Source organism: Xanthomonas hyacinthi, assembly GCF_009769165.1.
GTDB lineage: Bacteria > Pseudomonadota > Gammaproteobacteria > Xanthomonadales > Xanthomonadaceae > Xanthomonas_A > Xanthomonas_A hyacinthi.
The window spans coordinates 1,464,067-1,477,269 of record NZ_CP043476.1; the positions used below are offsets into that span (position 1 = coordinate 1,464,067).

Consider the following 13,203-nt stretch of genomic DNA (forward strand, 5'->3'; position numbering starts at 1 on the left):
CGAACAAGAAAACGCCCCGCATCCGCGGGGCGTTTTTGTTTGCAGCGCAAATCGCAACGCGCTGGCCGCGCTCAGCCGCCCTGCTGCAGCGGCGTCAGCAGGCGCGGGCCGTTGTTGTCGACCATGTACACGCCGCCGGCCGACAGCGTGTCGGGCGAGAAACCCGACGCATCCTTGCCGGTGTCCCATGGCGCACGCGCGCGCGGGCCGGGGACGTAGCTGATCCAGTGCCCGTAGCTGCTGTCCATGTCTTCGTTGGGCTGGTCGCGAAGCGAATAGTCGACCGGGACGCGCACCGCCCAGTACGGCGCCGACACGTCCTTGCCTTCGGTCGGCGGGCGGAACGTCCACTTGCGCGCCGCCGCCAACGCGCTCCTGGCGAAGATCTCGCGCAGCTTCTTCATCTCGCTCTCCGAGCCGACGATGCGCAGGTTGACCTGCTCGACCGCGGCATCGGCGACGCTGCCGTCGCGCGCCACCTTGAGCACCAGGTACGCCGAGCCGGAGGCGCCCAGGCGGTACACCGCTTCCGGATACGCCGGCGGCGCCATCTTCAGCGAGGTCACCGCGCGCGGATCCTTGGGGTCGTAGGCGGCGAAGCTGGCATGGCGGATCTCCACCTGATAGCTGTCGCCCTGCTGGCGCTTGGCCACGATACGCAGCGTCATCGGCGCGCGCGCCGGCACCGGCTTGCCGTCGCGCAGCGCCGGCTCGAATGTCCACTGTTTCACCGAATCGCGCACGAAGCCGATCACGCCCTCGGGCAGCCTGTCTTGCCGATCGATCGCCAGCGCCGAGACCGCGCCGTCGGCCTCGATGTCGATCTTGCCGGTCACCAGCAGACTGCTCTCGACCTGCTTGCGCACCGCGCCTGGCCCGGTGCCGGCAGCGAATCCGGTGGCCGCCAGCAGCGCCAGCAGCAGACCGCCCCAACGCCACGTCGATAATCCCGATTTGCGATGCATCGCGCTGTCCTTGCATGGATGAAGCGCCGATTACAGCGCAGCCGGCTTACGCATGCAAGTCAGGCCGGCAAGTCAAGCCAGGCGCAGCGATTCCGGGTACGGCGGCGCGTCCGGATAATCGTCCTGGCGCAGTCGCGCCTGCAGCTCGCGCCACCACTGCGGGTCGAACAGTTCGCCATGGGCACGCCTGACCGCCTCCAGCGAGGCGGCGGGCAGGCCCATGAACAGCGCGAAGCGCTCCGGGAACACGTCGCGCGCGGCGACATGGAACCAGGGTTCGGCGGACATGGCTTCCTCGTCGTTGCGCGGCTGCGGCCAGTCGCGGAAGCTGCAGTCGGTGACCAGGCACAGCTCGTCGTAGTCGTAGAACACCGCGCGCCCCTGCCGCGACACGCCGAAGTTCTTCAGCAGCATGTCGCCGGGGAAGATGTTGTTGCGCGCCATGTCCTTGATCGCCTGCGCATAGTCCAGCGCCGCCTCGCGCGCCGCCTCGGCGGTCTGCTCGCGCAGGTACAGGTTCAGCGGGCGCAGCCGCCGCTGCACGTAGCACAGCTCGAAGATCAGGTCCTCGCCGTCCTCGCGCAGGCTGCGCGCGCAGCCTTGCAGCAGTTCGGCGAGCAGCGCCGGAGCGAAGCGCGCGCGCGGAAAGCGCAGCGAACGATACGGCTGCGCGTCGAGCAGGCGGCCGACCCGGTCCAGGTTGAACACCAGCGCGTACTTGTCCTCGACCTGCTCGCGGCTCATCGTCTTCGGATAGGCGAAGCGGTCGCGGATCAGCTTGAACACCAGCGGATAGCCGGGCAGGGTGAACACCGCCATGACCATGCCCGGCGTGCCCTCGGCGTGCACCAGCTGCTCGTCGGGCTGCGCCTGAAAGTGGCGGAAGAAGGTGCGGAAGCGCTCGGTCTTGCCCTGCTTGGCGCGGCCGAGCATCGTGTACAGCTCGTCGATCGGCTTGTGCGACAGCAGGCTGCGCAGGAATACCACCGCATCGCCGACGGTGGCCAGATCGGCCTGGAAATAGCTGCGCGAGATGCCAAACAGCTGCGCCACGTCGTTGCGCCGGGTCAGCACCGCCTCGGCGCGCAGGCCGTCGGCATCGTTGACCAGCGCGATCACGCAGGGCGAGAAGCGGTGTTCGCCGAACACGCGGCCGACCAGGTAGGCGCGGCGCTCGCGGTAGAACACCGTTTCCAGCAGCTCGATGCCGCGCACCGGCTGCTCGCCCCAGTGCGCCAGGTCGTCCTGCAGGCGCACCGCGATGGCCGCGGCGCAGCGCGTGCGGTGCGCGTACGGCACCTCGAATGGATAGTCGCCGAGCACGCGTACGAAGGCGTCCACCGGCCGCATCTCGGAGACCGCATAGTTGTGCCGCGCCACCGGATGGGTGATCGCATCGGTCGGTTCGATGTCCAGCGCCACGAACTCGATCCGCGTATCCACGCCCTGGGTGCGGAAGAAGCGCCGGGTCAGCGTGTTGTAGAAGGTCTTGTACAGCTCCTGGTCGATCAGCCCGTGCAGTTGCGCGGCGAAGCTGTCGCGCACCTGCGCCCACAGCGTGCGGTCGTGGGTCTGCCCACGCAGCAGCGTGCGCAGGCGCAGCATGCACTCGCCGATGCACTGGTCGTACAGCGCGATGCGCTCGACCGCGTCGTTGCGCGCGGCGTTCCAGTCGCGGGTCTCGAAACGGCGGCGGGCGCGGCGACTGATCTGCGCGAAGCGCGCGTGATAGTCCTCGAACGCATCGCGGATGCTGCGCGCCACGGCGTCGGCGCAGGGTTCGGCGGATGCGGGCGGAGCGGGCGGGTCGGTCATGGCCGCAGTCTACCCGCGGGCGCGGCGGCGCTTGGGCGCGGCCTGGGTGGCCATTTCCTGCATGCGCCTTAGGTGCTCGGCGGCCTGCATGCGCAGCCAGTCGCGGAACGCCAGGAAGCCGCCATGCGCGGCCGAGCGCGGCGGATACACCAAGTAATGCGACCACGCCGTCTTCAGCAGATGCGGCGACAGCGGCACCAGCTGGCCGGAGTCGATCAGCAGGCGCGCCCGGGTGATGCGGCCCAGCGCCACGCCGACGCCGTCCAGGGCCGCGCGATGGTGCGATTCGGAGTCGTCGAACACCGCCACATAGCGCGCTGGCGGGGTTTCGCCGATAGCTGCGAACCAGCGCTCCCACTCGCCGTCCGGATCGCCGAGCAAGGGCCACTGCGCCAGCGCGGTGCGCTTGCGCGTGCCCATCCGTGCGATCAGCGCCGGGCTGGCCATCGGCACCAGCCATTCGTCGAACAAGGCCTCGGCGACAACCCCGGGCCACTGTCCGCTGCCGATCCGCAGCGCCGCATCGATCTGCGGCTGGCGCTCGAAATCGACCAGGCGCTGGTCGGACAGCAGATTGATCTCGATCTGCGGATGTCGCGCCAGGAAATCGCCCAGGCGCGGCACCAGCCAGGCCGATGCCATCGACGGGGTCAGGCTGATCGTCAGCACGTTGTCGCGGCGCGCGGCGAACGGCTGCAGCGCCTCGCCGATCGCATCCAGGTGCGGGCCGATGCGCTCGAGCAGGCGCCGCCCGTCCGCGGTCAGCGTCACCCCGCGCGCGTGCCGGTCGAGCAGCCGGTAGCCCAGGCGCTGTTCCAGCGTGCGCATCTGATGGCTCAGCGCGCTGACGGTGAGGTGCATCGCGATCGCTGCGCGCGACAGATTGCCGAGCCTGGCGACGCTGACGAAACCTTGCAGCGCGTGCAGTGGTGGTCGCGCCATGTTGAATCCTCTTCAAGTCTGTCTTGCAGAATGGTCGCTTTTTCTGGCCTCAGCTTGCGCCTATCGTCGATTCCACTCAAGTCAGGAGCACGACGATGGGCATCTACAGCGATCTGTTGTTCCACCAAGGGCATATCGCCGACCTGGCGCTGGCGCGCGCGCTGGCCACCACGCCCAAGGCACCGACACCCCCAGCGCCCGATACCGCGACGCGCGTCGCGGCGGCCGACGCGCAGGCGACAGAAGAGAAGAATCGCGAGTATGCGCTGCTGCGCCGCAGGATGACCGCGCTGTCGCCATTCCGCTGACGCGCCGGTGGTATCGGGACAACGGCCACGCACCCCAGCGATCGCTGTGTGCTGTGCTGCGAAGGCGCAGCACCTGCGCCGCCGCTACCGATCGGCAACGCGCAGCCGACGCCGCCCCATCGCAATGGCGCTGGCCAGCGCTCGCGTTCGCCGCGGCAGGCGTAGCGGTACAGCCGCAAAAAAACCCGGCCGACGCGCGTGCGTCGGCCGGGTTCGTAGAGCAGCGGCAGTGAACTACTGCGCCGACAGCGTCTGCAGCGCGGCGTTGAACGTGGCGCTCGGCCGCATCGCCTGGCCGACCAGGGCCAGGTTCGGGCGGTAGTAGCCCTGGATGTCGACCGGCTTGCCCTGCACGCCATTGAGTTCGGCGACGATGGCGGCCTCGTGCTGCGCCAACTGCCTGGCCAGCGGTGCGAAGCGCGCCTGCAGCGCCGCGTCCTCGTCCTGCGCGGCCAGCGCCTGCGCCCAGTACAGGGCCAGGTAGAAATGGCTGCCGCGGTTGTCGAGTTCGCCGACCTTGCGCGAGGGCGACTTGTCGTTGTCCAGGAACTGGCCGTTGGCCTGGTCCAGGGTCTTCGCCAGCACGCCGATCGTTGCGTTGTGGTGGCGCTGGCCCAGGTGCTCCAGCGAGGCGGCCAGGGCCAGGAACTCGCCCAGCGAATCCCAGCGCAGGTAGTTCTCCTCGACGAACTGCTGCACGTGCTTGGGCGCCGAACCGCCGGCGCCGGTCTCGAACAGGCCGCCGCCGGCCATCAGCGGCACCACCGACAGCATCTTGGCGCTGGTGCCCAGCTCCATGATCGGGAACAGGTCGGTGAGATAGTCGCGCAGCACGTTGCCGGTGACCGAGATGGTGTCCTCGCCCTTGCGGATGCGCTGCAGCGAGAACGCGGTCGCCTCCACCGGCGGCAGGATGCGGATGTCCAGGCCGCTCAGGTCGTGGTCCTGCAGGTAGCGCTCCACCTTCTGGATCATCAGCGCATCGTGTGCGCGCTGCGGATCCAGCCAGAACACCGCCGGGGTGGCGCTCAGGCGCGCGCGGCTGACCGCCAGCTTGACCCAGTCCTGGATCGGCGCGTCCTTGACCTGGCACATGCGCCAGATGTCGCCGGCTTCGACCGCATGCTCGAGCAGCAGCGTGCCGCCAGCGTCGCTGACCCGCACCACACCGTCGGCGGCGATCTGGAAGGTCTTGTCGTGCGAGCCGTATTCCTCGGCCTTCTGCGCCATCAGGCCGACGTTGGGCACGCTGCCCATCGACGCCGGATCGAACGCGCCATGCCGCTTGCAGTCCTCGATCACCGCCTGGTACAGGCCGGCGTAGCAGCGGTCCGGGATCAGCGCCTTGGTGTCCTGCAGCGTGCCGTCGGCATTCCACATCTTGCCCGAGTCGCGGATCATCGCCGGCATCGACGCATCGACGATCACGTCGCTGGGCACGTGCAGGTTGGTGATGCCCTTGTCGGAATTGACCATCGCCAGCGCCGGGCGCTGCGCGTACACCGCCTGCAGATCGGCCTGGATCTGCGCGCGCTGCGCGTCCGGCAGCGTGGCGATGCGCGTGTACAGGTCGCCGATGCCGTTGTTCGGATCGAAGCCAACCTGCTTCAGCGCCTCGGCGTGCTTGTCCAGCACCTCCTGGTAGAACGCGCCGACCACCACGCCGAACATGATCGGGTCGGAGACCTTCATCATCGTCGCCTTCAGGTGCAGCGAGAACAGCACGCCCTGCTGCTTGGCATCGGCGATCTGCGCCTGCACGAAGCTGGCCAGCGCGCGCTTGCTCATCACTGCCGCGTCAATGATCTCGCCGGCCTGCACCGCGGTCTTTTCCTTCAGCACGGTGACCGCGCCGTCCTTGCCGACCAGTTCGATCCTGACGCTGCCGGCCTGCGCGATCAGCACCGAGCGCTCGCTGCCGTAGAAATCGCCGTCCTGCATATGCGCCACGTGCGAGGTGGAGTCGGCGCTCCACGCGCCCATGCGGTGCGGGTGCTTGCGCGCGTAGTTCTTCACCGACAGCGGCGCGCGGCGATCGGAATTGCCCTCGCGCAGCACCGGATTGACCGCACTGCCCTTGACCCGGTCGTAGCGCGCCTTGGCCTCCTTCTGCGTGTCGTCCTTCGGCTCGTCCAGGTAGTCCGGCAGTGCGTAGCCCTGCTGCTGCAGTTCCTTGATCGCGGCCTTGAGCTGCGGCACCGAGGCGCTGATGTTGGGCAGCTTGATGATGTTGGCTTCCGGCGTGGTCGCCAGCTGGCCCAGCTCGGCCAGGTCGTCGGCGATGCGCTGATCCTCGCGCAGGTATTCGGGGAACTGCGAGATCAAGCGGCCGGCCAGCGAGATGTCGCGGGTTTCCACCGCGATGCCGGCGGTGCCGGCGAAGGCGGCGACGATCGGCAACAGCGACTGCGTCGCCAGGTACGGGGCTTCGTCGGTGAGCGTGTACAGGATCTTGGGCGTATTCGACATGAGTGACGTGGGCTCTCTTGCGATTCGGGAAGGACGCGCTGCCGCGGGAAAGGCTGCCGATGGCACGGCGCGGACGGTGTGCGCACGGCAGCGCTTTTGGCGAAGGAAAACCCAGCGACGGCGATGGCATGACGGCCACCGATTGTCGCGTTTTCTGCGCGCCGGAGAAAGGCGGTTGCATGGAACGGTGGAGACCACCGACGCCGGAGCAGCGCGTGCGCTTCTTGTACCGCACGCGGCGCGGCGGCGATGGCGTGCGTTGGCTCGCAGGACAAATTCCGCCATCGCCTGTGGTGCAAGGCGGCGCACCTTCCATGCGCATGCGTATGGAATCACCTCGACAGAGTGGTACGCATGCCGTGCTGAATGGCTTCTGGTCGGACGCAACCGCGCCAATACGGCCGAGTATGTTTTCGTCGGCAGGATCCATGCACGACGCGCAAACAACGGAATCATTGGTGGTCCATCAACCGCGATGGCAGATCGACCCTCGCGCTGCTCAACGCGCGCTGCCTTGGTGCGGCAGCGCGGTCGCCATGCAACGGTCCAACCCGGGCACAACGGTCCAACCCGGGCAGAACAGCCAGGTATATGCTTGCCTGCGGCGCCACCGGCACGGTGCCGGTACGATGATGGACAGGGGACAAGGATGGAGTTCTACGCACACTCTGCCAAGCAACGGGACCGCGGCGACTGGCAACCGCTGGCCGCTCACCTCGTCCAGGTCGGCGCGCGCGCCGCCGAGCACGCAGCACCCTTCGGCGGCCAGAGCTTGGCCCAGGTGGCGGGCCGCCTGCACGACCTGGGCAAGTACACGCAGAAGTTCCAGGCGCGTTTGGACGGCGATCCGACACGCGTGGACCACGCAAGTTGGGGGGCACGGATTGCCCGCGAGCGCTATGGCAACGCCGGTACCCTGATCGCCTACGGCATCGCCGGCCATCACACCGGGCTGGCCGACGGACGACCCGGGCACCAGGCGCAGTCGCGCCCCTCGCTGTACGAGCGCTTGTCCGACGACTACCGTGAGCGCGAACTGCCGCCCCTGCTGCCGGACTGGGAACGCGAGCTGGCTCTGCCGGCCAAGCTGACATTGCCGGATGGTTTCATCGGCCATACGCGGCTGGAACGCCGTCCCTTCCAGCTATCCCTGCTCGCCAGGATGGTGTTCTCGTGCCTGGTCGATGCGGATTTCACCGACACCGACGACTTCTATCGACGCGTGGAAGGCCGTCCATCGCGCGCGGAAGAAGCCGGCACGCGGCCTACGCTGGCACAGTTGCGCGAACGCCTGGACGCGCACTTGGCCGGCTTTCCCCGCGAGGGCGGCATCAACCCGCTGCGCGCGCAGATCCTGCACCAGGTCCGCGCGAAGGCCGGCATGCGTCCCGGCCTGTTCTCGCTCACCGTGCCCACCGGCGGCGGCAAGACCTTGGCCTCCCTGGCGTTCGCGCTGGACCACGCCATCGCCCATGCCCAACGCCAGGGACTGCGCCGGGTGATTTACGTAATTCCGTTCACCAGCATCGTCGAACAGACCGTGCAGGTGTTCCGGCATGCGCTGGGCGTGCAGGACCGCGACGACGTGGTACTGGAGCACCATAGCGCCTTCTTCGACGATCCGCAGTCCGCGCCGGAGGCGATCTCCAAACGCAGGCTGGCGATGGAAAATTGGGACGCGCCGATCGTCGTCACCACCGCGGTGCAGTTCTTCGAGAGCCTGTTCGCCGACCGACCTGCGCGCTGCCGCAAGCTGCACAACATCGCCGGCAGCGTGGTGGTCCTGGACGAGGCGCAGACGCTTCCGCATGCACTGCTGCGCCCCTGCGTGGCGCTGCTGGACGAACTGGCGCGCAACTACCGGGTCAGTCCGGTGCTGTGCACCGCCACCCAACCGGCGCTGCGCCTGGACCAGGGCTTCAAGGGCGGCCTGGAACACGTGCAGGAACTGGTGGACGATCCACCGGCACTGTATGCACGGCTGCAACGTGTCCACGTGCGCCACGTCGGCACGCTCGACGACGACGCGCTGGCCGACCACCTGCACCGGCGCGAGCAGGTGCTGTGCATCGTCAACAACCGCCGCCACGCCCGCCACCTGTTCGACGCGATCGCCGATCAACCCGGCGCGCGCCACCTGACCACGCTGATGCACGCACGCCACCGCAGCACGGTGTTGGCCGAACTGCGCGAAGACCTGAAGGCGGGCCGGCCATGCCGGCTGGTCGCCACCAGCCTGATCGAGGCCGGGGTGGACGTGGACTTCCCTGCCGTGCTGCGCGCCGAGGCCGGCCTGGATTCCATCGCCCAGGCGGCCGGGCGCTGCAACCGCGAAGGCCGGCGGCAGCTGGACGCCAGCGAAGTGCTGGTGTTTGCGCCTGCAAACCGGGATTGGGCGCCGCCGAAGGAACTGGAACTGTTCGCCGAGGTCTTCCGTGGGGTCGAGCGCGCCCACCGTGAGAACCTGCTGGCAATGGATGCGGTCGCCGAATACTTCGCGGGACTCTATCGCCGCCTGGGCGATGGCCGGCTCGACCGCGAGGACCTGCTCGGACTGCTGCGCGACGCCGGCATCGACGCCCTGCCACTGGACACGCTGGCGCGCAAGTTCAAGCTGATCAACACCACGATGCGGCCGCTGATCGTGCCCTACGCGCCGGGTCGCGACGAGGAGGTGCCCGAGGTTGCCGATATCCTGCGCCAACTCGAACACGCCGAGCAGGTGGGCGTGGCCGGCGCCGCCCGCCGCCTGCAACCTTGGCTGGTGCAGGTGCCCGAGCAGACCTACCAGGCACTGTGGCAGGCCCATGCCATCGCCGCGGTCGCACAGGCGCGCTACGGTGAGCAGTTCATGCGGTTGGTCAACCCGCGGCTGTACGACGCGCGGTTCGGGCTGCATTGGGAAAATCCTCAGTTCCTCGATACAGAAAAGAACGTCTGGTAGGCGCCATCCAAAAGTTAAAAAATCGCCAGTTGCAACTCATTAGAATCCAGATTAGGCTGAACTGAACTGGCCCAACACGCTGAGCATGCTGCCAACCATGTCTAGATCGCAACAGGAAGAAGCCGAATCAAATTACCCGGTCAGCTTGAGATTAGACATAAAAGGCAGCGAGAAACCTGCGATCTGGCCTTGGGCAATTGTCGTTCTCACTGCTCTGGTAGCTGGATCACCGTGGCTAGGAACAACTATTGATAAAAATGTTCTGAGAGCGTGGATTGAAACTAATGTAGTGCGACTGGAGTGAAAACGCCCCCTCTCCGTTGGAGAGGGGCATTCCGTGAAAGCCCGCCCTTGCGGGCCGGGGGAACAAGGATGAATTACGGCGTCAGGCTCCATGTCTGGGGCGAGCGGGCACTGTTCACGCGCCCGGAGATGAAAGTAGAGCGGGTCTCGTACGACATCATCACACCATCGGCGGCGCGCGGCATCCTGGAAGCCATCCACTGGAAGCCGGCAATCCGCTGGGTGGTGGACGGGATCCAGGTACTCAAGCCGATCCGCTTCGAATCGATCCGCCGCAACGAGGTCGGCAGCAAACTGTCGGCGGCCAGCGTGAGCAAGGCGATCAAGGCAGGGCGCACCGATATGCTGGTCAGCTACGTCGAAGAGGACCGGCAACAGCGTGCTGCCACCATCCTGCGTGAGGTGGGTTACGTGATCACCGCGCACTTCGAGCTGACCGACAAGGCCGGCTCCGATGACAACGTCGGCAAGCACCTGGACATCTTCAACCGGCGCGCGCGGCGCGGGCAGTGCTTCCAGGCGCCGTGCCTGGGCACGCGCGAGTTCCCGGCCAGCTTTGCACTGATCGAAGACGACGCTGCCTTGCCGGCCACCGACCCCGCGCTGGCCGGCGAACGCGACCTGGGCTGGATACTGCACGACATCGACTTCGCCGACGGCATGACACCGCACTTCTTCCGCGCGCGCATGCGCGATGGCCGGGTCGAGGTGCCGCCACCGGGCGATGGCGAGGTACGCGCATGATCCTGTCCGCCCTCGCCGACTACTACCAGCGGCTGCTGGACGATCCCGCATCGGGCATCGCCGCGCCCGGCTATAGCCAGGAGAAGATCGGCTACGCAATCGTGCTGGCCGCCGACGGCAACGTCGTGGCCGTGGAGGACGAACACCACTACGACGGCAAGAAGCGGATCGCCAAGGCATTGAGCGTACCGCAGCCAGAAAAGCGCACCGTAGCGGTCACGTCCAACTTCCTGTGGGACAAGACCAGCTACGCGCTCGGGGTCAGCGCCAGCAGCAAGCGCAGCGAGCAAGAGCATGCGGCGTTCCAGGTACTGCACCAGCACGCGCTGGACGGCAGCGACGATCCTGGTCTGCGCGCACTGCTGGCATTCCTCGACAGCTGGTCGCCCGCGCAATTCGCAGAGCACCCGCACTTCGCCCGGCACAGCGAGGCACTGTTGGATGCCAACGTGGTGTTCCGCCTGGATGGCGACACCGGCTATCTGCACCAGCGCGCCGCCGCGCGCGCCGCCTGGGAGCGGCAACAAGGCCAGGGGGCCGACAGCGTATCCGGCACCTGCCTGGTCAGCGGCGAGCGCGCGCCGCTGGCGCGGCTGCACCCGGCGATCAAGGGCGTGAACGGCGCACAGAGTTCCGGCGCATCGATCGTCTCGTTCAATCTCGATGCGTTCACCTCCTACGGCAAGAGCCAGGGCGCCAACGCCCCGGTCTCCGAGCAGGCCGCCTTCGCCTACACCACCGCGCTCAACCACCTGCTGCGGCGCGATCCGCACAATCGGCAGCGGCTGCAAATCGGCGACTCCACGGTGGTGTTCTGGGCGCAGGCGAAGACCAGCGCGCAGGCCGAGGGCGCCGAGGACCTGATCGCCGATTTCCTGCACGGCGGCGAAGCCGAAGATCCTCGGATCGCCGACGGCCAGGCCACCCAGCGCCTGCAGCTCGCACTGGAGCAGGTGCGACAGGCTCGCCCCTTGCGTGAAGTGGATGCCGACGAGGCGCGCATCTTCGTGCTCGGCCTGGCTCCGAACGCTTCGCGCCTGTCGATCCGCTTCTGGGAAACGCAGACGCTGGCCGGCTTCGCTCGACGCTTGGCCGACCACTACCACGACCTCGCACTGCAACCACCGGCCTGGAAGCGCCCGCCAACGCCGCAGTTCCTCGCCCTGCAGACCGCCCCGGTGTACGGAGAGCACGGCAAGCCCAAGGCGGAGGACGTCTCGCCGCTGCTGGCCGGTGAGCTGACGCGGGCGATCCTCGCCGGCACGCGCTATCCGCGCAGCCTGTTGGGCGCCATCGTCATGCGCTTCCGCGCCGACGGGCAGGTCAACCCGCTGCGTGTGGCGTTGTGCCGGGCCGTACTGGTGCGCGAGGCGCGTTTGGATACGCAACAAGGACTGTCATCCACCCTGGGAGAACCCCCCGTGAGTCTCGATACTGCCAATACCGACCCCGGCTACCTGCTGGGCCGACTGTTCTCATCGCTGGAAAACCTGCAACGCGCCGCACTCGGCGGCCAGGTCAACGCCACCATCCGCGATCGCTACTACGGCGCCGCCTCGGCGACCCCGGCCAGCATCTTCCCGGTCCTGCTGCGCAGCGCGCAAAACCACTTCGGCAAGCTGCGCAAGGACAAGGCCGGCCTGGCGGTGAACCTGGAAAAGGAGATCGGCCAGATCATCGACGCGCTTCCCAACAGTTTCCCCCGCACTTTACCCATCGAAGAGCAAGGCCGTTTCGCGATCGGCTACTACCACCAGACCCAGGCGCGCTTCGTCCGCAACGACGGCAAGGACGCCCCCGACACCGCTTCCGAAGGAGATAACGCATGAGCGCCATCGCCCACCGCTACGAGTTCGTCTACCTGTTCGACGTGACCAACGGCAACCCCAACGGCGACCCCGACGCCGGCAACCTGCCACGCCTGGATCCGGAAACCAACCGCGGCCTGGTCACCGACGTGGCGCTCAAGCGCAAGATCCGCAACTACATCGCGCTGGAGAAGGAGAGCGCGCCGGGCTACGCGATCTACATGCAGGAGAAGTCGGTGCTGAACAACCAGCACAAGCAGGCCTACGCCGCGCTCGGCATCGAGCACGAAGCCAAGAAACTACCCAAAGACGAGGCCAAGGCGCGCGAACTGACCGCCTGGATGTGCAAGAACTTCTTCGACGTGCGCACCTTCGGCGCGGTCATGACCACCGAGGTCAATACCGGCCAGGTGCGCGGCCCGGTGCAGCTGGCCTTCGCCAGTTCGGTCGAGCCGGTACTGCCGCTGGAGGTGTCGATCACCCGCGTGGCGGTGACCAACGAAAAGGATCTTGAGAAGGAGCGCACCATGGGGCGCAAGCACATCCTGCCTTACGGCCTGTATCGCGCCCACGGCTTCGTCTCGGCCAAACTGGCGGAACGCACCGGTTTCTCCGAGGACGATCTGCAACTGCTATGGCGCGCGCTGACCAACCTGTTCGAGCACGACCGCTCCGCCGCGCGCGGCGAGATGGCCGCGCGCAAGCTGATCGTGTTCGAACACGAACACCCGATGGGCAACGCACCGGCACATGTGCTGTTCGACAAGGTCAAGGTCGAACGCGTCGAGAGTGCCGACAACGGGCCGGCACGCGGCTTCTCCGATTATCGGGTTCTGATCGATCGCGACCTGCCGACCGGCGTCACCGTCACTGAACTGTTCTGACCGTCGCGGAGAGCGGGAACC

Annotated in this window: 9 protein-coding genes; 5 read left to right on the forward strand and 4 right to left on the reverse strand. The window is 67.4% G+C overall.

Going from position 1 to position 13,203, the window contains the following annotated elements; genetic code table 11:
- Positions 1 to 71: 71 nt before the first annotated feature.
- From FZ025_RS06645 to FZ025_RS06655, 3 genes are all read right to left on the reverse strand, one after another.
- Complete coding sequence (locus FZ025_RS06645; RefSeq protein ID WP_046977481.1) at positions 72 to 965, reverse strand: energy transducer TonB; 894 nt, start codon at positions 963 to 965, stop codon at positions 72 to 74.
- Between the two features lie 72 nt (positions 966 to 1,037).
- Entirely contained in the window at positions 1,038 to 2,780 is a 1,743-nt protein-coding gene (aceK, locus tag FZ025_RS06650; RefSeq protein ID WP_046977480.1) for a bifunctional isocitrate dehydrogenase kinase/phosphatase, read from the reverse strand.
- Positions 2,781 to 2,789: 9 nt separating this feature from the next.
- A complete protein-coding gene (locus tag FZ025_RS06655; RefSeq protein WP_046977479.1) occupies positions 2,790 to 3,722 on the reverse strand; it encodes a LysR substrate-binding domain-containing protein in 933 nt (310 codons plus the stop codon).
- 95 nt (positions 3,723 to 3,817) lie between these two features.
- Between FZ025_RS06655 and FZ025_RS06660 the strand changes: the two genes are divergently transcribed.
- Positions 3,818 to 4,030, forward strand: coding sequence for a hypothetical protein (locus tag FZ025_RS06660; RefSeq protein WP_046977478.1), 213 nt, complete (start codon positions 3,818 to 3,820; stop codon positions 4,028 to 4,030).
- A 234-nt stretch (positions 4,031 to 4,264) separates the two neighbouring features.
- Here the strand turns inward: FZ025_RS06660 and FZ025_RS06665 are convergent, their stop codons facing one another.
- A complete protein-coding gene (locus tag FZ025_RS06665; protein ID WP_046977477.1) occupies positions 4,265 to 6,499 on the reverse strand; it encodes an NADP-dependent isocitrate dehydrogenase in 2,235 nt (744 codons plus the stop codon).
- 649 nt (positions 6,500 to 7,148) lie between these two features.
- Between FZ025_RS06665 and FZ025_RS06670 the strand changes: the two genes are divergently transcribed.
- From FZ025_RS06670 to cas7c, 4 genes are all read left to right on the forward strand, one after another.
- Complete coding sequence (locus FZ025_RS06670; protein WP_046977476.1) at positions 7,149 to 9,443, forward strand: CRISPR-associated helicase/endonuclease Cas3; 2,295 nt, start codon at positions 7,149 to 7,151, stop codon at positions 9,441 to 9,443.
- A gap of 372 nt (positions 9,444 to 9,815) precedes the next feature.
- Positions 9,816 to 10,490, forward strand: a complete 675-nt coding sequence (cas5c, locus tag FZ025_RS06675) for a type I-C CRISPR-associated protein Cas5c (RefSeq protein WP_046977475.1) — start codon at positions 9,816 to 9,818, stop codon at positions 10,488 to 10,490.
- Positions 10,487 to 12,319, forward strand: coding sequence for a type I-C CRISPR-associated protein Cas8c/Csd1 (cas8c, locus tag FZ025_RS06680; RefSeq protein WP_046977474.1), 1,833 nt, complete (start codon positions 10,487 to 10,489; stop codon positions 12,317 to 12,319). The genes cas5c and cas8c overlap by 4 nt, the downstream gene beginning before the upstream one ends.
- Positions 12,316 to 13,182 carry a type I-C CRISPR-associated protein Cas7/Csd2 gene (gene cas7c, locus FZ025_RS06685; protein ID WP_046977473.1) on the forward strand — a complete coding sequence of 289 codons (867 nt, stop codon included), beginning with the start codon at positions 12,316 to 12,318 and terminating at the stop codon, positions 13,180 to 13,182. Before cas8c ends, cas7c begins: the two co-directional genes overlap by 4 nt.
- Positions 13,183 to 13,203: the final 21 nt, after the last annotated feature.